This window comes from Halobacteriovorax vibrionivorans (assembly GCF_003346865.1).
In the GTDB taxonomy this organism is placed as follows: domain Bacteria; phylum Bdellovibrionota; class Bacteriovoracia; order Bacteriovoracales; family Bacteriovoracaceae; genus Halobacteriovorax_A; species Halobacteriovorax_A vibrionivorans.
Window position 1 is genome coordinate 194,391 of sequence record NZ_QDKL01000001.1, and the last position, 23,234, is coordinate 217,624.

At 35.2% G+C, this 23,234-nt stretch carries 25 protein-coding genes; 11 read left to right on the plus strand and 14 right to left on the minus strand.

What is annotated here, in order from left to right:
- Positions 1-52: 52 nt before the first annotated feature.
- Positions 53-1,063 carry a hypothetical protein gene (locus DAY19_RS00975; protein ID WP_114705318.1) on the minus strand — a complete coding sequence of 337 codons (1,011 nt, stop codon included), beginning with the start codon at positions 1,061-1,063 and terminating at the stop codon, positions 53-55.
- Between the two features lie 60 nt (positions 1,064-1,123).
- Between DAY19_RS00975 and DAY19_RS00980 the strand changes: the two genes are divergently transcribed.
- The 3 genes from DAY19_RS00980 to DAY19_RS00990 are packed head-to-tail and all read left to right on the plus strand — an operon-like array spanning position 1,124 to position 2,974.
- A complete protein-coding gene (locus DAY19_RS00980) occupies positions 1,124-1,762 on the plus strand; it encodes a DUF3943 domain-containing protein (protein WP_114705319.1) in 639 nt (212 codons plus the stop codon).
- Positions 1,749-2,474, plus strand: a complete 726-nt coding sequence (locus tag DAY19_RS00985; RefSeq protein ID WP_114705320.1) for a hypothetical protein — start codon at positions 1,749-1,751, stop codon at positions 2,472-2,474. The genes DAY19_RS00980 and DAY19_RS00985 overlap by 14 nt, the downstream gene beginning before the upstream one ends.
- A gap of 2 nt (positions 2,475-2,476) precedes the next feature.
- Positions 2,477-2,974, plus strand: coding sequence for a DUF501 domain-containing protein (locus DAY19_RS00990; RefSeq protein ID WP_114705321.1), 498 nt, complete (start codon positions 2,477-2,479; stop codon positions 2,972-2,974).
- On the opposite strand, the gene DAY19_RS00995 is transcribed toward DAY19_RS00990, so the two are convergent.
- The 7 genes from DAY19_RS00995 to DAY19_RS01025 all read right to left on the minus strand — a co-directional run bounded on the left by DAY19_RS00995 (position 2,954) and on the right by DAY19_RS01025 (position 11,549).
- Complete coding sequence (locus DAY19_RS00995) at positions 2,954-3,379, minus strand: hypothetical protein (RefSeq protein ID WP_114705322.1); 426 nt, start codon at positions 3,377-3,379, stop codon at positions 2,954-2,956. The two genes, DAY19_RS00990 and DAY19_RS00995, sit on opposite strands and share 21 nt — an antisense overlap.
- A gap of 6 nt (positions 3,380-3,385) precedes the next feature.
- A complete protein-coding gene (locus DAY19_RS01000; protein ID WP_133296848.1) occupies positions 3,386-3,727 on the minus strand; it encodes an FMN-binding protein in 342 nt (113 codons plus the stop codon).
- 155 nt (positions 3,728-3,882) lie between these two features.
- Positions 3,883-5,004, minus strand: coding sequence for a hypothetical protein (locus tag DAY19_RS01005; protein ID WP_114705324.1), 1,122 nt, complete (start codon positions 5,002-5,004; stop codon positions 3,883-3,885).
- Between the two features lie 81 nt (positions 5,005-5,085).
- A complete protein-coding gene (locus DAY19_RS01010) occupies positions 5,086-6,003 on the minus strand; it encodes a DUF368 domain-containing protein (RefSeq protein WP_114705325.1) in 918 nt (305 codons plus the stop codon).
- A 4-nt stretch (positions 6,004-6,007) separates the two neighbouring features.
- Positions 6,008-8,539 (minus strand): type I DNA topoisomerase, encoded by a 2,532-nt coding sequence (topA, locus tag DAY19_RS01015; RefSeq protein WP_133296849.1) that lies wholly within the window; start codon positions 8,537-8,539, stop codon positions 6,008-6,010.
- Between the two features lie 83 nt (positions 8,540-8,622).
- The gene (locus DAY19_RS01020) at positions 8,623-10,818 is read right to left on the minus strand and encodes a LysM peptidoglycan-binding domain-containing protein (protein WP_114705327.1); all 2,196 of its coding nucleotides are present in this window, start codon (positions 10,816-10,818) and stop codon (positions 8,623-8,625) included.
- 8 nt (positions 10,819-10,826) lie between these two features.
- Complete coding sequence (locus DAY19_RS01025) at positions 10,827-11,549, minus strand: tetratricopeptide repeat protein (protein WP_158536727.1); 723 nt, start codon at positions 11,547-11,549, stop codon at positions 10,827-10,829.
- Positions 11,550-11,679: 130 nt separating this feature from the next.
- Between DAY19_RS01025 and DAY19_RS01030 the strand changes: the two genes are divergently transcribed.
- From DAY19_RS01030 to DAY19_RS01045, 4 genes are all read left to right on the plus strand, one after another.
- Complete coding sequence (locus DAY19_RS01030) at positions 11,680-11,907, plus strand: DUF4911 domain-containing protein (RefSeq protein ID WP_114705329.1); 228 nt, start codon at positions 11,680-11,682, stop codon at positions 11,905-11,907.
- A gap of 94 nt (positions 11,908-12,001) precedes the next feature.
- Positions 12,002-13,378 carry a hypothetical protein gene (locus DAY19_RS01035; protein WP_114705330.1) on the plus strand — a complete coding sequence of 459 codons (1,377 nt, stop codon included), beginning with the start codon at positions 12,002-12,004 and terminating at the stop codon, positions 13,376-13,378.
- A 16-nt stretch (positions 13,379-13,394) separates the two neighbouring features.
- The gene (locus tag DAY19_RS01040) at positions 13,395-14,450 is read left to right on the plus strand and encodes a thrombospondin type 3 repeat-containing protein (RefSeq protein WP_114705331.1); all 1,056 of its coding nucleotides are present in this window, start codon (positions 13,395-13,397) and stop codon (positions 14,448-14,450) included.
- A 132-nt stretch (positions 14,451-14,582) separates the two neighbouring features.
- On the plus strand, positions 14,583-15,593 hold the full coding sequence (locus DAY19_RS01045; protein ID WP_114705332.1) for a phosphatase PAP2 family protein: 1,011 nt from the start codon (positions 14,583-14,585) through the stop codon (positions 15,591-15,593).
- A 36-nt stretch (positions 15,594-15,629) separates the two neighbouring features.
- On the opposite strand, the gene DAY19_RS01050 is transcribed toward DAY19_RS01045, so the two are convergent.
- From DAY19_RS01050 to DAY19_RS01060, 3 genes are read right to left on the minus strand one after another with little or no spacing between them, the layout of a single operon-like run.
- Positions 15,630-16,760: an endonuclease/exonuclease/phosphatase family protein gene (locus tag DAY19_RS01050; RefSeq protein WP_114705333.1), complete on the minus strand. Its 1,131-nt coding sequence runs from the start codon at positions 16,758-16,760 to the stop codon at positions 15,630-15,632.
- Positions 16,761-16,774: 14 nt separating this feature from the next.
- Positions 16,775-17,248: a thioredoxin-dependent thiol peroxidase gene (bcp, locus tag DAY19_RS01055; RefSeq protein WP_114705334.1), complete on the minus strand. Its 474-nt coding sequence runs from the start codon at positions 17,246-17,248 to the stop codon at positions 16,775-16,777.
- Between the two features lie 21 nt (positions 17,249-17,269).
- Positions 17,270-17,989, minus strand: coding sequence for a hydroxyacylglutathione hydrolase C-terminal domain-containing protein (locus tag DAY19_RS01060; protein ID WP_114705335.1), 720 nt, complete (start codon positions 17,987-17,989; stop codon positions 17,270-17,272).
- A 71-nt stretch (positions 17,990-18,060) separates the two neighbouring features.
- On the opposite strand from DAY19_RS01060, the gene DAY19_RS01065 reads away from it, so the two are divergent.
- Both DAY19_RS01065 and DAY19_RS15175 read left to right on the plus strand, forming a co-directional pair.
- Positions 18,061-19,314: a M48 family metallopeptidase gene (locus DAY19_RS01065; RefSeq protein ID WP_114705336.1), complete on the plus strand. Its 1,254-nt coding sequence runs from the start codon at positions 18,061-18,063 to the stop codon at positions 19,312-19,314.
- 190 nt (positions 19,315-19,504) lie between these two features.
- Complete coding sequence (locus tag DAY19_RS15175; protein ID WP_158536729.1) at positions 19,505-19,678, plus strand: hypothetical protein; 174 nt, start codon at positions 19,505-19,507, stop codon at positions 19,676-19,678.
- Between the two features lie 12 nt (positions 19,679-19,690).
- Here DAY19_RS15175 and DAY19_RS01070 read toward each other — a convergent pair whose 3' ends face one another.
- Complete coding sequence (locus DAY19_RS01070) at positions 19,691-20,137, minus strand: hypothetical protein (RefSeq protein ID WP_114705337.1); 447 nt, start codon at positions 20,135-20,137, stop codon at positions 19,691-19,693.
- Between the two features lie 361 nt (positions 20,138-20,498).
- Here DAY19_RS01070 and DAY19_RS01075 point away from each other — a divergent pair, with 361 nt between their 5' ends.
- Positions 20,499-21,164 (plus strand): type 1 glutamine amidotransferase, encoded by a 666-nt coding sequence (locus tag DAY19_RS01075; protein ID WP_114705338.1) that lies wholly within the window; start codon positions 20,499-20,501, stop codon positions 21,162-21,164.
- Here DAY19_RS01075 and DAY19_RS01080 read toward each other — a convergent pair.
- Positions 21,161-22,015, minus strand: coding sequence for an alpha/beta fold hydrolase (locus tag DAY19_RS01080; protein WP_114705339.1), 855 nt, complete (start codon positions 22,013-22,015; stop codon positions 21,161-21,163). The two genes, DAY19_RS01075 and DAY19_RS01080, sit on opposite strands and share 4 nt — an antisense overlap.
- 116 nt (positions 22,016-22,131) lie before the next feature.
- On the opposite strand from DAY19_RS01080, the gene DAY19_RS01085 reads away from it, so the two are divergent.
- The gene (locus DAY19_RS01085) at positions 22,132-22,446 is read left to right on the plus strand and encodes a hypothetical protein (protein ID WP_133296851.1); all 315 of its coding nucleotides are present in this window, start codon (positions 22,132-22,134) and stop codon (positions 22,444-22,446) included.
- Here the strand turns inward: DAY19_RS01085 and DAY19_RS01090 are convergent.
- Positions 22,443-23,234, minus strand: a complete 792-nt coding sequence (locus DAY19_RS01090) for a DUF2797 domain-containing protein (RefSeq protein ID WP_114706225.1) — start codon at positions 23,232-23,234, stop codon at positions 22,443-22,445. The two genes, DAY19_RS01085 and DAY19_RS01090, sit on opposite strands and share 4 nt — an antisense overlap.

Here is a 23,234-nt window from a genome sequence, read left to right on the forward strand (position 1 = left end):
TTGTAACGAATATACTACGCTTAGATAAGAAAGCTTTCAAGTCAAGCTTGTGTCAATTTAAGTATCCAATACTTACAGGCAGCTCATAGTTGATTCCAAAAGCAAAATCCTCATTCTTTGTTTGCCCAAGCATCAGAGCGAAGTTGCGCACAGTTCCAGAGTAATGTTTAAATAGTGCTGGATAAAGGTTTAGTCGTACACGAAAGTCTTCAGAGCCATTGAGAAGAAGTGACGCAGCCTGTTGTCCGAGAGTCTCTAAATAATAACCATAAACGAAGCGTCCTTTTCTCTCTAGAGGATTCGTTAAAGCAAGTCCTGCAACAACTGAATGGGAAAGATCACCAACATCAAAAGTAATTCCCCCCATATTCATCATTCCTAGATATAGAAGAGGTCTCATATTTTTATAATGAAGTATTTTTGGTCGAAACACATAATTTAGGCCAACATTGAAAAAGTCTTCATGCTCGATATCGTAAACGGGCATAAAGTGCCAAGTACTCATACCTGCTTCATTGATCATAAAGTTCATAAAATCATCATTTAGCCCAAGAAAGAAACCTGCGACATCAAAGAAATAGAGATCTGCGATATGATCATAAGCAGAGACTTCAGGTTGATCTGTTTCGTTTGCTTCATTACCAAAGTGCATCGCATAGGTTACGAAGAATGAAAAAGTTTTTGCCCACTTTATTTCGTAATAATCAGCGTATTCAAGAAGCTTCTTGGTTTCGTAGGCACCACCAAAAGTATGCAAGAATATATTTGGAAGTACCCTATCGCTTAAAAATTCTTCTTTGAAGAACTCACCGAAGCTTCCCTCTTTTCTAATCTCATGAAAGGGATCCTTTACTTCATTCCATACTTCTTTGTGCTTTTTCCAATAGTTTTCTTGGTTAAACCAATATGGGTTTTGAATAACGTCGAAGGAACCATTGATATACAGCTGAACCGGAGACCATATCGTATCCACGTCTTTATTAAATATCAGATACTTAGAATTTTGAGCAAATGTATTTAAGAAAACAAACGTAAGAAAAATATATTTAAAAACCTTAATCATTTAAAAACCTTAGCTCGTATTTGTGGCCAGAATGAGTATAAATTTATATAAGAAGTCATCGTGAAAAGACTATTTATATACCTTCTCCCATTTCTACTACTTCTAGGAAGTAATTCTTTAGCACAAGAAAGTTACTTCTACAAAGATCGTGAACACACCAAACAAGAAGTTTTTGAAGACCTCAGTTTTGTTTTTGGACTTTCATTAATCGCCTACCCTTTAACACAATGGGATACTGTAAAAAATGAAGGTTCTTTAGAAGTTTATCGTAAGAACTTTGGTCGCATCGTCTTTGATCGAGATGAACCTTTTTGGAACTATATGGTTCACCCTTATACTGGTTCACAAATGTTCCTATACTACCGAGCAAGAAGCTATAGCTACTCCGACTCTCTGGCGTTAACTTTTGTCTCTAGTACCGTTTTTGAATTCTTCATTGAAGTGTATACAGAGCCAGCTTCTGTGCAGGATCTATATCAAACACCTGTACTTGGAGCCGTTATGGGATATGGTTTTGAAAAGCTTTCCATGGAACTGCTAAATAACGGTGGAAGTGTCTCAAAATTCTTTGGTCACTTAATTAATCCAATGACCCTTTTCTCTTCAATATTTGAAGGACGTGGAATAAAAGCTTCAGCAATGTTTGCTCCAAGCTTTGATAAGAAATCCATAGGATATTTTATACATGCAAGTTTTTAAGAGACTTCTTATATTTCTTTTAATCATCTCAGGCATAACAATATCTGCTAAGCCTTATGAGTACTATTTAAGAACAGGTTTAACACTTGAGAAAATGCTATTTAACGAGCTTGATGATGACCAGTTTGAAAATCGTTACGATATCGAAGATCGTGATGAGTCGACTGCTTTTGGAATATATACCCAATTTTCATATCGTTATGAAAGAGTTGAAATTGGTATTGAGTCCCATACAACATTTGGTCGCGCAAAAGATCTTCAATTTGGTTACGAAGGAAATATTCTAAGTGGTTCGGGAAATTTTCGTTCTTTTACAATTACACCAACATTAAGATTTAATACTCCTGATCTAGAAATTGAATATCTAAACTTTATCGGCTTTAGAAAGTTTAAAGCATACGTTAAATTTGGACCTAGCTGGCAATTAAGTTCACTAAGCCTCGATGGTTTTAATATAGACTCAAATGATAGAGACCTTAAGCTAAACTATGACTCATTTGGTGGTGCACTAGCTGTAGGAATTGAGCAAATTAAAGAAATTGGTCACTACCCATTCTTTCTTGAAGTCTCTGTAGCTGGCCATAGATCATATAAAGTGACACTAATAGATCGAACTGATCCGACAAAAGTAGAAATCGTCAAAGAAAGTAGTGCTCGAAACGATATTAACTCCTTTTCAATCTTCTATAAGGTTGGAGTAACTTTATTCTAATTATGAAACTTGATGCGACTAAAGAAGACATCGAAAAAATTGAAAGCTTTTTAAAACGACAAGCCCGTGGAGTGCTTGAAATATCAGCTCGAACCAAAGAAGGTGCTCCAGCATCTCTAAAAGTTTCCCCTGTCGTAGACAAAGTCCCATTTCCAACAATTTATTGGCTTGTTGACCCTATTGTTTACAAGAAGATAAGTCATCTAGAGGGACAAGGATTTACAAAAGAGCTACAAAATAAAATCAATAATAGTGAAGAGCTACAAGAGAAAGTGAAGTCTATTCATGAGTTTTATCGAGATGAAAGAATTGAATTATTCAAAGAATTAAATCTTGAACTACCAGAAAATATGATGCCAATGATTACTGAAAATGGGATCGGTGGACTTAGAGACTTTCATCATTTGAGATGCCTCCATATGTTCTATGCATATCACTTAGTAAGGCCACATATTATTGGCGATATGATTGATGAAAAGCTACGCTCTTTTGCGATTTGAAGAAATGTGATGATAAGAGAAGACCACACTCCAAATAATAGAAACAGCGATATGTAGATAAGCTGAATACTCTCTAAAGACTTGTCCATCAACAACCTGAATTAAATATCCAGTTAAGCTCATCAAAACAAGAAGAACCAAAAGAAAAATTCCAGAAGTTCGAGATTTCTTATATCCACTTTCAATACGCTTCCAAACATGATTAGAGAAAATCATTCCAACTGCAAAGATAAGAAAAGGAACTGTTAAAACATGAACTTTTTGGAAAATAATTGTAAGAGGGTGCGTTTCTGGTCCCCATTCCCCTTCAATTGCTAAAAAATACTTTGCAATGAAGTAGATAATACTTGTTATGAGAACAAGATAATTGATTGTGAATATTGTATTTCTTTCTGCTCTGGTCATGATTACTTACTTAAGTATATCACCTTGTAAGTATAGTGATAACCACACTAGAAATTTTGTACTCTTAGACGAGAGAGTTGCTCCCGATACAATATCAATACTGTCCGGAAGAGTTGACTTAAATTTCTTAAGCCAGCTGTCTTTTACTCGATACTCTGAAGGCTCTTCAAATTTAACAACCTTTAAACTCTCTAGCTTCTTATCTTCAATATGAATATGAACAAGCTGTCTCTTTGTTCTCACAATATCTGAGAATACGAAATCAAAAGAACTCTTCTGATTGCATACTCTTTGATAAAATGAATAGAATTTCCTCACATCTCTAGTGGGAAACTTTGACTTAATCATCTTATATTCTTTCTCAGTTAAGAACTTCGATTTTTCAACAAAATGACATTTGGGAAATTTACGTGCAAGGGTGTCTTTTAGGCCGGCCTCGGCGCTATAGGAAAAAAATAAAGTGAGGAGAAGAACTCTCCCCACTTCAAAAAATATAGAATTATTTAGTATTCCCATCCAATTCCAAAATTGAAAGCCTCAGACTCACCAACATTTGAAGCATTCTCATACTTTGTGTAGTCAGCTTTGAATGATACTTTATCAAGTGGCTTATACATAACACCTGCTGTTAGGTTTGTTCTATCATTGGCCTTATCAGCAACACCTACAGTAGCGTCAACATCATCTTGAGTATTATAACTCTCATATCTTACATATGGCATAATTGTATAAGTTTTACTATGTGTAATATTGTATCCAAGATCTACATAATAACCTTGCATTACGTCAGCAACAACATTTCCTGACTTAGCAGAGAATTCTTTACCATCAAGTGTTGAATAAACATATAATGCTTTCACCATTAGGCCTTTGTAGTTATAAGCTAAGTGAACATCATAAATATTGTGTTCACCTTGAGCGTCACCATTAGTTGTCCCTACATATACAGAAGTACCTAGATCAAGACCAAAATCAAATCCATAATCTAGTCTTAAAATATGTGACCAGTGACCAGCAACTGCCTTAGCACCTTTTTGACGTCCATCACGAACACCATCAGCATCAAAACCTGAAGCATCAGCGTTACTCCACCCTTCTAAAGAGTTCATAATATAGTATTTATAGTCTAAGTTCTTCCAAGTACCATAAACACCAAAACCATTTTCACGCATTGTTGTTGGGATAATATTTTTTTCAATCTCTGGACGATTAACACCAATAAAACGAGTTGGCTCGTGCTCTAAGTTAACAAGACCAAGTGGTGATAGAAGTAGACCGGCCTTGAAGTTTAATAGTTCAGAATGTGCATAACGAATCTCTGCGAATTCAGTATAGATTTCATCAGCGTGCTCAATTTCAATCTCAGTCATGAATGACCACTTGTCGCTAAACTTATACCCTACGTATAGAACATTTCTTAGAGTGTCCCATTGAGCATTTGAGTCTGAGTTATCTTTGAAAACGATTTCCCCATAACCACCAAGGCTTACTCTTGATGAAAGACCTTGAGACTGAATGTCTTGTACTTCTTTCGTTAAAATATTAATTTTTCTTTCTAGCTCTTGAGTTGTTGCTGCATTTGCAAACGACGCACCAAGCAAAAGAGTTACTAAAAACTTCTTCATTGTTTCTCCTGTGTTTGATTTACCAAACAGATATTAAGGATAGTTAACAAAAAGTCAAGACACTCAACAAGACAATAATATTTATGGCTTAGAAGCTCCGCGCTCTAAAAAGAGAACAAAGAAGAAACCAAAAAGAATGAGACCAATTGCAATGAAGTCCTCTACACCAAGAGTTGTTGGAAAGAAGGCACGTTCGGCCAAAATCTTAGTTTTTCCACGAATGACAACTGATTGAGTAACTTCTCGCCAAGGCCATACTTTAGATAGAGTTCCAAAAAGTATTCCTACTAAAAATGCCATGGTACGTTCACGAAAGTTATTCATAAAGTAATTTAGGACTTTAGAGAAGCTTAGAAGCCCCGTTAAACAGCCAATGGCAAAAACACCAATAATAACAAAAGCTCCATCAGCAAAAGGATTCTTCAAAGCACCAGTAACGTATTCATACTTACCTAAGATGAGCAGAATAAAAGAGCCAGAGATACCAGGAAGGATCATGGCCGTAATTCCAATAAGTCCGCAAAGAAAGATAAACCAATGATCTGTAGGAGTTGTGACAGGAACAAGCTGAGTAATAAAGAAGCCAAGCATGCCTCCCAATAAAACCATTAAGAGATTCATTGGATTCTTTCGATCTTTTAGATCTCTAGCAATAACAATTATCGAAGATGAAATAAGACCTAGAAATAAGCCCCAAGTTGGAACTGGATGGTGATTAATAAGATAGTGCATTAGTCTCGCAAGCGAGAACATGGCTCCAAGAATACCAACTGCAAGTGGAATCAAGAACCTTAGATCAATTCTTTGGGAAACACTTTTAAAATTTAGAGTAAGAGCATCTTTAATAAGGTCTTTATTTATCGCTGCTATTGTTGAAAGCAACTTATCATAGATTCCCGTAATAAATGCAATTGTTCCCCCAGAAACACCTGGGATTAAGTCGGCAATGCCCATAAGAAAGCCCTTGCAAAAAACAAGGGCCATATCTTTATTTATCATTTTGTTACTCGTTGTTAGATTCTTCGTCTTCTTTAGCAAATGGAGTCGTATCCCAATCTACTGAGTGCTTACATTCAGGACATTGAAGTTGTTTCCCCCAACGCTTTGTTTCCTTCACACCCATGACACCAAATCCACATGCTGGACAGTCATAAACTTTTGGCTCATTCCATAATGCAGTTTCACAGTCTGGATAATTCGTACAACCATAGAAGATTTTCCCATAACGAGACTTCTTCTCTGCAAATTTTCCAACCTTACACTTTGGACAAGTTACATCAATAGTATATGGAAGTGTTGTTTCACATTTTGGATATTCTTCACATCTAACAAAACGGCCGTACTTACCTTTTTTAACTTCAAGGCGCTTTCCACACTCAGGGCATGGATCACGGAACCAATCTTTTGGAAGAATTTCAATAGTTCCATCAAGGTGCTTTTTAAAGTCAAAAGTTGAAGTACAATCTGGGTAGTTTCGACAAGCTAAGAACTGACCATTACGTCCCCATTTAATAAGATACTCACCATCTTCACATTTCTTGCAGTGAATTCCAGTTGGGATCTCTTGCTTTTTAAGGTTCTTCATTTCTTCTTTGGCTTTTTCAAGAGTCTTTTCAAACCCTTGCCAGAATTCTTTTAGAACCTTCTTCCACTTAATCTCACCTTCTTCAATCTTATCCAGAAGCTTTTCAACGTTTGCCGTGAAAGCAACGTCCATAACATCTGGGAAGGATTCAATAAGCATTTTACATACAACTGTTCCAAGCTCTGTTGACATGAAACGGTTTTCCACCTTTTCCACGTAACCACGATCTTGAATATTTGAAATAATCGAAGCATAAGTCGATGGACGACCAATACCTTTTTCTTCTAGTGTCTTAACAAGTGAGGCTTCATTATATCTTGGAGGTGGAGAAGTCCAATGTTCAACTTCATTAGGTCCATTCTTGGCCTTCATCTTCTCACCAACATCAATTAATGGAAGTTCACCTGTTGCTTTTGCTGTATCATCTTCATCGTCATTTCCACCGCGACGTGATGCCTTCTCAGCCGCTGCTTCCATATAAACAGTTCTAAAACCAGCAAATTTAATAATTGAACCATTGGCCTTAAAGAAGTGACCTTCACATTCATAAGTTACAGCGGTCTGATCGATGATGGCCTGACTCATTTGAGATGAAATAAATTTATTCCAAATAAGCTCATAAAGCTTCTGCTCATCTGGCTCAAGATCTCCTCTAAGTTGATTAGGAGTATATTCTAAAGAAGTAGGTCTTATGGCCTCGTGGGCATCTTGAACCTTGCTACTTCCCTTTTTCTTATATTCAATAGGCTCTGGTGATAAATACTTTTCACCGTATTGATCCTTAACATATTCACGTAAGGCGTTTAATGATTCAGGCTCAGTTCTAACAGAGTCCGTTCTCATATATGTAATAAGACCGACAGTTCCAAAGTCCGTTGTTGCAATCCCTTCATAAAGTCTTTGCGCAACCATCATTGTTCTCTTGGCCGTAAAACCTAATTTATTGGCCGCTTCCTGTTGAAGCTTAGAAGTTGTAAACGGTGGAGTTGGATTCTGTTTTCTTTCACGTTTTTTAACGTCAATTACTTCAAATTCCTTACCTTTTACATCTGATACAATCTTCTTTGTGAATTCTTCATCAGTAAGTTCAGTCTTCTTCTTTGCTGTCTCACCATAGTATTTAATTTCAAAAAGCTTTCCATCTTTTTCCATATCACCGTGGATTGAAAACCACTGCTCAGGAATAAAGGCTTTTATTTCATCTTCTCTTTCGACAATAATTCTTAGAGCAACAGATTGAACTCGACCAGCTGAAATCCCTCGCTGAACCTTGTCCCAAAGAATCGGAGAAATTTTATATCCCACTAGACGATCAAGAACACGACGAGTTTTTTGAGCATCGTACATATTGACGTTTAGCTCTGTCGGGTTTTCTACCGCTTCAGTTACCGCTTTCTTAGTTACGGCATTGAAGATAACTCTTCTTATCTTTTTTCGCTTTCCAATTTCTTCTGAAAGGTGGAATGCAATGGCCTCTCCCTCACGGTCCAAGTCGGGTGCGAGAAAGATTTCATTAGCGTATTTGGCAAGTTCTTGGATTCTTTCAATCTTTGCTTGTTTCCCACTAATTGGAACAAGATCAATTTGAAAGTTATCCTTGATATCAACACCTAGTTTTGACTTAGGAAGGTCTTTGATATGTCCATTTGACGCAACGACTTGAAACCCTCGTCCTAGATATTTTTTGATTGTTTTAGCTTTAGATGGTGACTCCACTATAACCAGTTTATAGTCTTTGTCCTTTAAAGATGATCCAGAAGTTTTCTTTTTCGCTTTCTTAGCAGTTTTTTTGGCCGTTTTCTTCTTTGCAGTTTTTTTGGCCGTCTTCTTCTTTGCAGTCTTTTTCTTAGCTGTTTTCTTTTTGCTTGTTGCTTTTTTTGCTGCTTTTTTCGAGGCCTTCTTAGAGGCAGCTTTTGTTGCAGCTTCACTCACAACGTCTGTTTGTGACATGTTCACTTACTCCTAGTAATAAAAACAAGGCGCGTTATTAAAACGCGCCTCAAATATCTTAACATATTTTTTGCTAGCATAGATTAATTTGAATCACTATTCAATAGTTCTTCAATTTCTTCGATGTCGTATGGAGTCAATCCATAAGGATTTTCCTTACTGTTCAGATCTTCATCCATATACTTGCGTCCCTCTTTAGCTTCGATCTCATTCATTGATTCGAGTGCATTAGGATCTTTTGTCTTAACACCTTTTTCAATTAAGTTAAGATCTTGACGCTCTAGGTAAGTATCTTCATCAATCTTTTGTTCATTCAATTTAGTCTCTGCATCAATTAATTCTTGTTCAAGCTTTTCTAATTCCTTTAGATCACGCGCCTGTTCTTTAATAATTGATTTCTCTCTTTCTTGGCGCTCTAGTTCTTCAAGCTCATCTTCTTCAATACGAATTTCATCAACTTGTTTTAATAAGTCTTCACCAAGATTATCTAAATTTAATTCAACATCAAGCTCCTCAAGAGCAAGGTTCTCTTTTTCACCTAAGGCCTTTTCACGTGAACTAGTTCTAAGCTGATCTGCCATTTTTGCAGTTGCTTCAGATTTAGTCAGGGCAATATTACCAAGTCCCATTTCATCATTTGAATATGAAATGACTGCAGTTGCAAAATTATCCGTTACAGTAATAATTGTTGCCTCACCTTTTACATAAGTTGGTTGAGAACTAATTTTCTTTCCTGTTCCCTGATCTCTAAAAGAATATATCTCAAAGATATTTCCTAGCTCCACACCATCAACACGACCACGATCGAGATAAATGACATCTCCTAGAGCTAAGCCTCTTTCTTGAACCTTAAATGCTCCAATAATTGCTGCTTCAATACGACGTGAATTATATGTTTGAAAGATTTTTGCAATTTTTGGCGTATAAACAGTGATTCGTGCTCCACGTTCAATAACATCCACAATTTGGAAAGTATCAACTTCCCACTTATTATCTTCAAGTTCTCTTGTAGCCTTCACTTGTCCAACAATAGAATAACGAAGCCCTTCTCGATCAGAGATTTCATGAGAAACTTTCCCTTGTGGTTGATAAATCGAAAATTGATCTCCAGGTCTTACTTGGACTGACTTATCAAATTGTACATAAGCTTTACCATTATTATGAATTAAGACAGCTTCATCTTTCTTATCTGATATATAACCTAGATCTTGAATATGATTTGTTGAAAGAAAAGTATTTAAATAGAACCCTTGCGAGACATTAATTTCTTGCCTTTCAATAGATGAGATTCCATTCTCATCATATTCCTCAGTTGGCTCTTCTATAAGAACTTTTGTAACAGGAGGAGCATACTTTTTATAATCAGTATTAAGCTCAATCTCAGTCATCGAAAGAACATCTTGATATGTCGACTCAGTTAATGACTGAAAGAATGCACCCTTATCGATTAACTTTCTTCTCTCAACTAACCAGTCAGACTTTATATCCTCACCATAATTTGAAAAGGCCCCAGAGCTTGCAACCTTTACACCTGCAACCTTAGTATCCTCAGGTGTTTGAGAATCAAAACTACCAAAAGAAACTTTTGGAAATGATTCTTCACTACCTGTTGAGAAAACAAGGATTTGTCCTGGTTCAATTTCATGAGGGTTTGTAATCTGTGGGTTCATTGACCAAATTTTAGAATAATAGAATCCTGATCCAAAAAGGTTCTTTGAAATTTTCCAAAGCCAATCACCTTCTTGGACAACATACTTATCTACTTTTGCGGCCGTCGCTAACTCATTCCACTCATCTGCTGGAATTTTCTTCTCAACAAATTTAGCTAGCTCAAGAAGTTCTTTTTCTTCTTTACCAACATTAAATAAGTTCTTATCTAGAGAGACTTTTTTATCAGAGGTATTTATCTTATTGGCCTTACTAGGCTCTACAACCTCAACATCTGACTTTACATCTTCGGCCAAAATATCAATTTCATCAATTGAATCAGCTCCTGATGCATTATTCTCATTAATTTTCTTTTTATTTTCTTCTGTTAAGACTTCCTCACCTGGAAGATTAACTTTTTGATTATTTTTCAAAGACTTTAATTCATCTTCTAAGACTTCATCTGAAACATCTGTTTGCTGAGGTTGATCGGCCTCTTCTTCAAGTAGCATTAGAAGATCTTTGTCATCTAATAATTCGAGATCTTGAAGATCGTCTTGAGCATATGAAAGATTCACTTTCAATATGATAGCTACGATACAAAATAGAAATTTTAGATTTCTCTTTTTCAAATCTACCCTTATGCTTCGCCAAAGAAGTCATGAAGAATTGAATGATATTTTTCATTCTTCTTTTTTAACTTTAATTTATCAGTACATGCAATTAAGCGACCTAAACTTTTAATAACAAGACCAGAAAAAGCATGTTGCCTTAAAATCTCTTCATATAGCTGCATTGCTAAATCGAATTCATTTTGAGAAAAAAGCATCTCTGCTAAATAAAATTTTGCTCTTACTTTTATTTGGCCATGTTTTGAACTTTCTAAATCCTTTAGGATAGTAAGTGCTTGATCTAATCGATTCTGGGCCAAAAGACCTTCGGCTTGCTTTAATAAATTTAATTCTTTTTGTAATTGAAGATCATCATTTTGTTGGTTTTGCTTCTTTGCTGCAACTTCATTTGCAAAAACATCAACCGTTTCTGCTAACTCGTTTCGACGTGCTTTTTCAAGATCATCAATCATCTCAAGTTGCACCTCTTCTTGCGAAGCTGATGGTTTAGAACTCGATTTGTATTGCTCGGCCAAACTTGGAGCTTTAGTTTCTTTTAATAGCTTGTCATACTTTTCAAGAAGTTGATCATACTGAGCCTTTGGCACCATCTGACTCTTTGCTTGTTGAGTATCAGCTGTCCCCTCTTCCTCAAACAATGTTTTTCTCTTTCCCATCCATGAACAAGATGTAGTTGAAAGAGATAAAATAAAAATAGAAACTAGTGGCAATCTCATCCTGAAATCTTTCACTATGTGTCCTCCATGACTTGATAAAAGAGTGGCCTTTAATAATATTTTAGGTTACAAAGCGTTTAAGTCAATGAAATTTCGTGGATAGGCAAAGTCTTCCAACGATAAAAACAAAGTAGTCGAGTATTTTATGAGTGAAATATTTAAAACAATAGTAAGAGTTCCAAAGAAAGAATCAGCCTATTTTTATTTTCAACTAGAGGCCAACGAAGGACTATGTTTTTACTCAACTATTGAAGGCGATAAACACGAAGGTCACCGTGATATTATTGTTCAAGCACACCCTAGCCTTAAAGAAGAAGTTGTCCAACTACTTAATAAACTTGGAAAAGAAATCGAGCTCGAGTTTATTGACTAAAATCTGAACAGCTTTAACAAATTTTCAAGTATTCTAATAAAATTTAATGAAAGTGATATAACTCGCAAAGCTTTATAAATATAAAGGAGAGATTATGTCCCCATCCCCTAAACTAAAGAAGGCCATTAGTACTTCTTTATGTATTCTGGCCTGCCTACAGATGGCATCATGTAAGGTTGTTACAAACAAAGGTATAAACAATCATTTTGAAGATTTTAAAGCAACACTTCAAGTTGCACCTAAATCATCACTAAATGATGGAAAATTAGTCATGGCAAATGATCTTCAGTTTAAAGCTGAAAGAATTGCTCATCTTATCAATAAAGCTCCAAAACTTGAAACATGGACAGATTCGAAACGCACTTTTGGCGCAAATGATCGCACTCGTCGAGTAAGAACCGTTGAAAAATACGAAGAAAGCAAGGCCAAGATCAAAAAGTGGATGTCTGATGTTAAGAAGCTTACGATGGATATTCATGCTATTACCTATGAAGCAGGAAAGAATTCATACAAAAAAAATCAATTTAACAGACTTGAGAATTCTCCTGAGCAGATTGCACAAAATGAAGTCCTTGCTCTTTATTCTCTAACATACCTAAGAAACCTAAGTGAAGGCTATGCTAAGCGATCTATTAACTATATCGAAAAACTTTCAAGTAAAAATATGAAGCGATTTAGTGAAAATGATGAAGAATTCAAGCTAGAAGTTCTTCAGCAACATATGGCCTATATCGGTATGATGAAAATTATTGATAAAGATGCTGAGAAAACACTAAAGAAACTTAAGGCCATGAGAGATCATAATATTCTTCCAGAGGCAATTAGTGAAAATATTAATAATCTCTTAAATTCTGGAAAACAAGAAAACTCTGAAAAGATACAGAAATTCAATGAGTATAAAAAAGAAGCCTTAACAAAAGAGCAGCAAGAAGAGTTTGATAAGGCCCTAGCTTCTTTTGATTCAACATTTGGTAAGAAGTCATTACTCTTTGATCCGGCAAATCCAGATCACCCACTAATGCACTTATTTGTTATTGCTTCAAATCTGTCATGGGGTCTGATCAATACGATGATTGGTGGAGCATTTGTTGCAACGAAAGTTCTACTTGTTCCAGTTAGCCGTGGTGTAAACCTTTTCCTAAGTTTCTTAGAAACAGTAACACCATATCGCTACATGAGAATGATTAACTTCGATCTTCCACGCTTAGCAATTTCAGCCTCTAAAATGCAAATCTATGCTGATGTTTGTGGGCTTGGATATATACCAAGTAAGATGTCTGCTGGTCTTTTTGAGTTAGACTTCTGTACTGGTCATAGGTTCGCTTCAGGACATGAAGCAGGTCATGCCAAACAATCAGCTTTACTTGGACCTTTTTACTTCCCTGCTGCAATCCTATCATATGCACTTGTTGGTGGTCATGGTGGATTTATTGAAGCTTGGGCAGATATTTGGGCAGCTCACTATCACTAGGATATAAAGGGCATAAATGAAGATTAAAAAATCACTAAATTATAAGAAGACTCCATTAAGGTATATAAACTATGCCTTAATGAGTTTTTTTATATTTATTGCATCCTCTAATTATTCAATTGCACTTGATTCTTTTGATAGAATCTCTAAAGAAGTTTATAAAAATATTAACTTAAGACTAAAATATAAAATAGACTCAAAAATACTTGAGATGGAAGTAGTAAGAAATAACGACTTCTTCCTTTTCCTTGATCAAGACTTAGATGGTACTCCAGATAGTATTGACAATGATATTGATGGAGACGGTGTCGATAATATTGCTGATGAGTTTCCAACATTATCAACTGAACAAGGTGAAGACCAAGATAAAGATGGAATTGCAGACTTCATAGACTTTAACTACAGTTTAAATATTGACGAGCAAGAAAGAGGTTATGCAGCAATTATTCAACGAGATGTATTTGTTACTTATAATATATTGATCATTCCCGCTGCCAAGACAAACCTGAAAGAATTGACGGCCATAAAAGAGTTGCTTCAACTAGAGCTAACTCCGACTACTGATAATCTGAAATTCATTGTGCTTGAAACACAAAGTAAAGATCAATTTATGACCCGTGGCCTTTATGAAAAAGAATGGAAACAATTGATTCTCTACAAGAACCATTTAAAAGATTTTAATGAATTTAGTCTAACTCTTACACATGAGTACTTCCACTTTATCGCTCAAGAAATGCCTGAGCTCTACAATCACTTTGTAAATGAGGTCGGATGGAATAATAAAGATGGCGAACTAACTTATCAGCATAATTGTGATCAACAAGAAACTTCATATAATCTAGTTGAAGCAACTCTTATTAATACAGATAAAAATCCATTGATGAAGTACGATAACTTTCCTTCTGACTACTCCACAGTCTCTCCTACTGAAATGTTTGCCGAAGTTGGTACAGCTGTTCTACTAGAAAGAAAAAGACATGAGAGAAGCTTTCAGAAGAGATTTTATAAATTTGACCGCTTCAAGTCTGCGCAAGCTTATTATGAAATGGCACGTCTTCTAAACATCCCATAACCTACTGAAATCACGGATTAAATAAAATCGTCTAAAAATTAACTATAGGTAGAAATACTACATACTAAACAGTTTAATACTTAGTTTAGGTCTATACTCATTTTATATTAAGCCTATTACTGGAGAGAGAGAATGAGTATTAAGTCGATACTAAAGGCCATCACCTGCCTTTCAATTTTAATGAATTCCTATGCAACATGTACTGTTGAAGAGTTTCTTAGAGATGGAATCTGTCCAGGAATGGGTAAAGATAGTGTCATTCAACCACGATATGAAGAAGATGGAGTTATAAACCGATATGGTGAGTTTACTTTCCGTCCCGAATATCAAACGTTACCGGTAGGTCTCACAAATTCAGAATTATTAACAATTGGTGCTGCTGCAAGTACAGCTATCTTACTTTTTAATAATGATGAAGAACTAATCCAATTTGCTCAAGACAATCGCACAGAAATCACTGAAGAGATTGCCTTTTGGGGAGAAAAAGCTGGAAGTATGCCAATTGGTATCTCTGCTGCTGGATATGTATTAGGTGTAGTAATTGATAATGATGAAGTAACTCGAGTTGCAAAAGTAGCACTTAAGGCAACTGCAATATCTGGCCTAATTACCAGAGCAGGGAAAATGACTTTTAGTCGTAAACGCCCTAATAAAACTGATGACCATACAGATTTCACAGGATTTAATTGGGATAATGATAATGTTTCATTTCCTTCAGGTCACACGACAACGGCCTTTGCCTTTGCAACTGTAATTGCTGAACACTACAAAGATAAATCAACGATTATTCCTGTACTAGCCTACACTGCGGCAGCTGTTGGGGGTTGGTCGAGAGTTCACGACAAGGCTCACTGGGCAAGTGATGTTGCCATTGGAGCCCTAGTAGGACATTTAACAGGTAAGATATTTTACGCTGAAGAATTTGAAATAAATAGAAACGAAAAGTGGGATATGTCGATTCATCCAATTGTTACTCCAAATTATGCTGGGTTTCAATTTGAGTTTCGTGGAAAAAGAAAAGAAGATAATTCTGCTCGTAACTTCATGAAAAAATGTAGAGATCACTATGAAGATCAATACACTAAAAACGGTGTAACAAGAGAATGTACATATCAATATTTCTTAAGTGTTTATGGTAAATAAAATAAGAAAGGGCCGATCATGGCCCTTTTTTTTATTCTAATATTTTAATTCAAATACAATTGGGAAGTGATCTGAGAACCCTGCTTTTTGTTTTTTCTTAGCAAGGTGATCATAACGATTTGGAGGCGTTTCAATTTTCTTTTGTTCATAAAGCTTAAATCCACGATCTCTCATTTCTTCAATATCTTCCTCTACTACAGTTGCAGGTTGAGGCTCTCTGATAAAGTCAGGTGCATAAATCTGATAAGATCCTAGAACTAAACTAATAGGGGCCTTCTCATCTAACATCGTTTTTGGAACGAAGACTCTATCAAGGTGATTCCACTGCCCACCTCTTTTATAAAAATATGTCCCCGGAGGAAGCTTTTTCTTACTACTAAGTGATTTATCAGCTCTGAAAGTCTTTTCGACATCAACGATTGTCTTATCTTTTAAAAGAACATCCCTCATTGGGTGCTTATTATCAGCAGCTTTTAACTCTGGAATTGTATTGAAGTCACCCACAGCAACAACAGAAGCCTTAGTATTCTTCTTTAGGATTTCATCAATACGAGTCTTCAATGTCTTAGCAGCTACAACTCTAGCGTGATCAGGATTACCTAAACTTGGCCAGTGATTAGCAAAGATATAAAGATCCTTTCCCTTTAGTTTAAATTGAGTTTCAAAAATATTTCTAGAAGGTCTCTTCTTAAAATATTCATCTTTTAAAACATGCTCTTTACTTCCAACATATTTTAAATCCGATGATTCATTAAAAAGAACAGCAAGATCAACTCCACGGTAATCAGGAGAATTCGATGTGTAGTACTTCTTATATCCTAAGACCTTTGCAAGTTGGCCAATAACATTTGCATTTTCAATTTCCGAAAGAACAAGAATTCCTGGAAGTTTCTTTCTCTCTTTTAAGATAACATCTTTAATTTGAGAGAGTTTCATATCAACTTTTTCCTGAGTCCAGTCAGCATCAAAACATTCATTACGGCGATATTTTGATTTAACTTTTGCACAGGCTTCTTTCTTCCCTTTTGTATTCTTTGGAAGATAGGCCCAGTCGTTCTTGCCTTCATCTTTTTGAGCATCAAAAAGATTCTCAACGTTATAAGACATAATCTCTATTGTTGAAGCGAAGCTTGAGCTTACAAGTAAGAATAAAATTAAAATTTTCATACAATTCCCAGGGTCTATAGATTTTCTTTAATCCAATCAAGGACATCGTCATGATGTGACTTTGTTTTAACTTTATCCATTACATATTTCAGACGACCGTCTTTGCCAATGATAAAAGTTGTTCTCATCACACCCATGTATTCTTTACCCATAAATTTCTTAAGGCCCCAAACACCATACTTATCCATAATCTTGTGATCAGGATCTGAAAGAAGGTCAAAATTAAGTTTTTGCTTTTCTATAAAGCGTACAAGCCTTTTAGGCTCATCTGGAGATACTCCTAGAACCACAGTATCAGCATTTGCAAATTTCTTCTTATAATCTCTAATTCCACAAGCCTGAGTCGTACAACCAGGAGTCATGGCCTTTGGGTAGAAGTAAAGAACAACATTTTTCTCACCCTTAAAGTCTTTTAAGCTTACTTTTTCTTCGTCTTGATTTTTAAGTGTAAATGCTGGCGCCATATTTCCAATTTTTGGAAAACTCATATCAACTCTCCTATTTAATTTTTACCATTTATCTCGTTTGTTTCTCAATTTCTTAATCTCTTCTACATCTTTCGTCATCAAAAACAAATTCACTTTCCGCTCAGTTGCAAAATTTGTTCGAAACTTAACACTTCCTTCTTTGTGAACTTGTTCAAGAAGCTCTTTTGCATCTTCATTTTCAGGTTCAATGCTAAGAGTGAAGCGTAAGTTATTTTCGATATAGTCATGACCAGGCCATAGAATCACTTGATCTTCAACCTTCTCATTCAAATCTAAGATTGTTTCTACAAATACATCGAGGTTTCCACCATTTTTACAATTTCCAATTCCGGCATTGAAAACAGTATCCATTGTGATTATTTCAACCTGCTTACCCGATTCATAAAATAGAAAACATAGATGATCCATCGTATGGCCAGGAGTTTCGATAACTTCCATCTCTCCAAGTGCAGTGGATATCTTCTCACCGTCTTCTAGAATGCGATCTATTTTCTTGTAGCTATCTTTATGTCCCCAGATTTGAGCACCATGTTGTTGAACTAACTCATCAACACCAGCAACATGATCATGATGGCCATGGGACAAAAGAACGACAGCTAAAACGCGGTTGTTCTCAACCAACCACTCATTTACTAACTTTGGATAAATTGGATCCACAACAGCAACTTCCCCATTGCCAAGCTCGACAATGTAATTGTAGTTTCGAAGCGGAGAATCCGTATAAATTTGATGAACATTCATAGGCAAATACCTTTTTTTTTGTCATGATATATAGGTCATAACAATTATAGAAGTTAAAAAAAAGGAAGCATATGGTCAATCTTTCGATGGCATCAAAAATATTCATTTCTGCAGTATGTCTAAAAGGACTTGTTGAAGCATATCTTGATAAAAGAAATATTAAGCATATTGGTAAAAACTTTAATCAGGTACCAGAAGAGTTTGCAGATAAGATCACTTTAGAAGATCACCAAAAAGCTGCCCGCTATTCAATGGAGAAGTTAAACAAAGGTCAATTATTTAATTTTATTGGCTATATTATCCTTATCGGTTGGACATTACTTGGTGGATTAGATGCACTTAATAAAACGATTACGTCATTTGAATTATCTCCCCTACTAACCGGAACGGTTTTTTTATTGGCCTTTAGTTTCATTAATTCGATCCTGTCACTGCCAGAATCTCTTTATACGACTTTTGTCATTGAAGAGAAGTATGGGTTTAATAAGACGACAATAAAGACATTCATCACAGATATGCTAAAAGGATCAATTCTTGGCCTCATTATAGGAACTCCACTTATCTATGGGATCCTATGGATTATGGAATCTCTTGGTGAGTATTGGTGGGCCTATGCTTGGGCATTCCTATCAATTTTTCAACTTCTACTAATGTGGATCTACCCAACCTTTATTGCTCCAATTTTTAATAAATTTACTGAACTAGAAGATGGTGAAATAAAAGATAGAATTCTTGCACTACTAAAAAGAGTCGACTTTGAAAGTAAGGGACTATTTGTTATGGATGCTTCACGTAGAAGTGGCCATGGAAATGCATACTTCACAGGCTTTGGTAAGAACAAGAGAATTGTCTTCTTTGATACTTTAATTAATAGCTTAAATGCTACTGAAGTTGAGGCAGTATTGGCCCACGAGCTAGGCCACTTTAAGCGTAAGCACATACTAAAAATGATGATTAAAGCATTTGTCTTCAGCTTTATTGGCCTCTTTATACTAGGTCAACTTATGCAAACAACTTGGTTTTTTGAAATGCATGGAGTTCACTCAAGTGAAACTTACATGGCACTAACTCTATTTATACTTGTTAGTGGTGTTTACACTTTCTTTATTACTCCAATCTCTTCTTGGGCATCAAGAAAATATGAATTTGAAGCAGATGAGTTTGCTTCTCAGAATTCGAACCCTCAAGAGCTTATTAATGCTCTTGTAAAGATGTATAAGGACAATGCTAGTACATTAACACCAGATCCTCTCTACAGTGCTTTCTATCACTCTCACCCACCAGCACTAACTAGAGTTAAGTTCTTAGAAACTTTTATTAAATAAGTATTTTATAAAGGGGGTAAGTTTGACACCAATCAGGCTTACCTCACTTCAATTTAAATCTAGTTTCCTGTAAGATTCCCTCTGTTTTCTGACATATACAAAATTAAATTACTCATTGCATTTAACTATTTGTCTTTATTTTATAAGCCAAATATTCTTAAGATAATTATTTTATTCATTGAGGTTTAATATGAAGATTTTTATTGCTCTTACAGTGCTCTCTTGCCTAGTTTTTTCAACGACGACTTATGCAAGTCAGTTAAAGAGTATTCCAGTTGAGGACCAAGGCCCAGGTAAAGATGGAAAGGGTTCAAAGCAAAATGATGGTAAAGATAAGAAAGAGACTTCAAAGAAAGTAAACTAATCTATTTTTAGATTACTTAACTGATTTTGCCTTATCCAAGATCTTTTCAATATTTGAAAAGTCCTTCACAACCTTTTTCATCTGAAGAAGATACTTCTTTGATTGTGGGCTTTGTTTATGGATAGCATGAATATACTTATTTAATTCAGCTTCTAGAATACGGGCCTCTGAAACAAAGAGTGCAATAAGTTTAACTTGTGCCTCTAAAACATCCACCTCGTTATTTGCTTTTGCTAAATTTAGAATTTGAGTATGAGTAACCTCTCCAACAGGTTGAGCTCCACTATTAATATTGGTAAGACTTCCCGTCGAGTCCTCAGGACTCTCACCTAACTTTGAAAGATCAACATCTTGAATCTGTCTAGTAATTGAAAACTCAAGAACATTTGCCGCAGCTTCTTCGGCCACGTTATTTGTTTCTTCTTGTATTTCAGAATCTAATTTCTTTGCTGTAGACAAAATTTACCTCACAAAAATCCTTATTTAATTATCGGGTTAATTTTAGCAGAACTTTAACTTGATTTTAGTTAGAATCCACCTAAAATTAATGACTTAACTCAAGTTTTCAAAGATTATTTAACTTAATGTCAAAATGGATATTGAAATGCTTGAAATCACATAAGCACAAAAAATTAAGTTAACCATATAAACTAAGGCCTTTTCAATAAAACGAATCGAGTTTAGTTTCTTATGATTGATAAAATCGCCAAAATTACGGGCCTGTTTAGTTTTTACAATAATTAAACTTTCAATTTTCGCTGACACTTAATAATTTTGACCATACAATCCTGTAAGTTAAAACCATAGGAAATTGATAAAAATGAAATCGCCAATTGCTATTATCGACTGCTCTATTGAGAATCCTTCATACAATTGTATGAACCAAATAATACAAAACTTTAATAGGCCCTTTACTTACCACTGGGTTTCAAAATTTGGGTGTGAATCTCTTGATAAGATAAAAGAAGCAAGTGGATATATCATCTTTGGTTCTGATTCAAATGTATATCAACGACTTGAGTGGCAGATTGATCTTGCTAAAAGAATGAAATCAAAAATGGAAAATGGAATTCCTGTTTTAGGGATTTGCTTCGGCCACCAACTTATTGCAGACATATTTGGAGCACAGGTTGATATGGTAACACCAGATAATAAATTATTTGAAGGAACAAGAGAGCTTGAAATACTTGAAGATCAATTTGGATTTGTTAAAGGTGAGAAATTTGAATTATTTATTACACATCATTACGAAGTAAAAGAGCTTCCTGAAAACTTTGTTCACTTGGCCCAGTCTAAAGATTGTTTTTATGATGGCATTGCACATAAGGATCTGCCCTTCTTTAGTTTTCAAGGACATCCTGAAGCTTCTCAAGACTTTATTAATCATCATATTGAGCAAGAACTCTCTAATGAGAAATTAAAAGCTGGTTTTGATGGTGGTCATAAAGTATTTAAAAATTTTATTGAATATATCGACAAGCTTTAAAAAATTAAACTTTTAACCAAGTCCCTTAAGTAATTAAAGTATGGAACTCGATACTTTTCGATTTCTTGATATTGTTCGTGACGAGCGCCTTCAATTGTTCTTACTGTAAAGCTAGGATCTACTTCTTTTAAATATTTTTCAAGTTCTGGCACACTGATAAGAGTATCACCCGTTCCATATGAAATATACTTCTCAACTTTATCGTTAATACGTCTTGAAAAGACTTTCTTACTACTAGCGACCATTTCTAGTAATAATTTCGTATGGAGCTTCTTATGATTTAAAGGGTCATTATTAAACTCTTCAATAACTTGATTTCGATGAGATAAAGTATTGAGATCAACTAGTCCACCAAGTGGTACTGACATTTTGATATTAGCTAATTTATTAAAAAACCCAGATTTCACTTTATTGACAAATTTTCCAAGTGGGCCACCAACTCCCACAGGTGGTGCATTAACGATCATCGCCCTAAGGTTTTCAATATCATCACCCAAATAGTTTTGAACAAAGCCGCAAGTAATAAGGGCCCCCATCGAATGCCCATAAAGAATATAGCCTTCCATTTTATAATTTGTTTTTAAGTATTGAATAATGTCTTTAAGATCTTCCATGAACTGATCAAAAGGATCAATATAGGCTTTTTCACCACCACTACGGCCATGCCCCCTTAGGTCATATTGGAAAACATTGACATCAAAACCAAAGACTTCTTGAAGGTATTTATGACGACCTAAGTGCTCACCTATCCCATGACTAGCAATCAACCAATACTTAGCACCGTGCTCGACAACTTCCGTATAGATTTTGACACCATCACGCATTGGAATAGCTCTTTTGATCGGTTCCATATTTTACCCTTTATTATTTTTTATTTAGCTCTTATAATTATACTTAAATTTAAGGAAAAGTAATGTTTTGTCCAAAGTGTTTAAGCAATAGTGTACATTTAAAAGAAAAAGGCGTCATGAATATTTTAGTTAACGGCCGCCAAAAAGATACAGGTCGTTTTCTATTTAATCTTGATAGAAAAGATGAGATCTTACAAAATATCTCAGATAAGATTCATGAGCATTTTCAATGGATGGCCAGTTTCAATAATAAAAAGCCTGTCCAAACTGTTCACGTTGTAACGACTGATGCAAAATGTGATAACGGCTGTGCAATACCTCTTTCGCATAAGTTTTCACTAACAGACCATATTATTTCTACGAAAGGCTTAAAAGACCTTATAATCAAACACGCAAAAGAGTCTGAATTAGAATTAGAACTTGATATTTAATACTCAAGATTTAAAAAGTATCCACCATGCTTTCGCATGTTTACACAACCTGTATCTAAAATTAGATATTGTCCTTTAATCCCCATTAAAGTTCCTTCAATGACAGGATTTTTATCAAAACCAAGAGACTTAACTTTAGTTGGATATTCCACAACAGGATAATTTATATGTGTTACTTCTTCTTCTAAATCATCAAGACCAAAATCATCGATTAAATCCGCAAAGTCATCATAGATTTGATCTCTAATCATTTCTAAGTCTTCGTCTGCAACCTCATTCATTAGCATCTTTCGCCAATTTGTTTTATCAGAAAAACTTTTTGCAATTTCGACTTCAATTTCACCTGATGTCTTTCGGTCTGGAACCTGTAAAATCGGTAGAGCATAACTAGCTCCTTGATCTATCCAACGAGTAGGAATTTGAGTGTGTCGAGTTATACCGACTTTGACATGACTAGATACGGCCAGATAAACATAGTGTGGGATCATACAATGCTTTTCCCCCCATTCTGGTTCACGACATGTTCCTCTGTGATAATGACACTTTTCAGGCTTCACAATACATGAGTCACATTGAGCAAGAGTGATCATTTCTTTATAAGAATAACCTTGAGAATATGACTTCTTTATTAATTCACCAGAGTAAATTGAATTAATCTGACCATCAAAACTTAGTTTGATTTTCTTTTCAATTAGAGCATTCATATCAACAAGCTCATCTCCCATTGGTAGATGGTATTGAACGACATCCCCTAGCTCTGATTTCATTTTTCTAATATTTCCACTAAT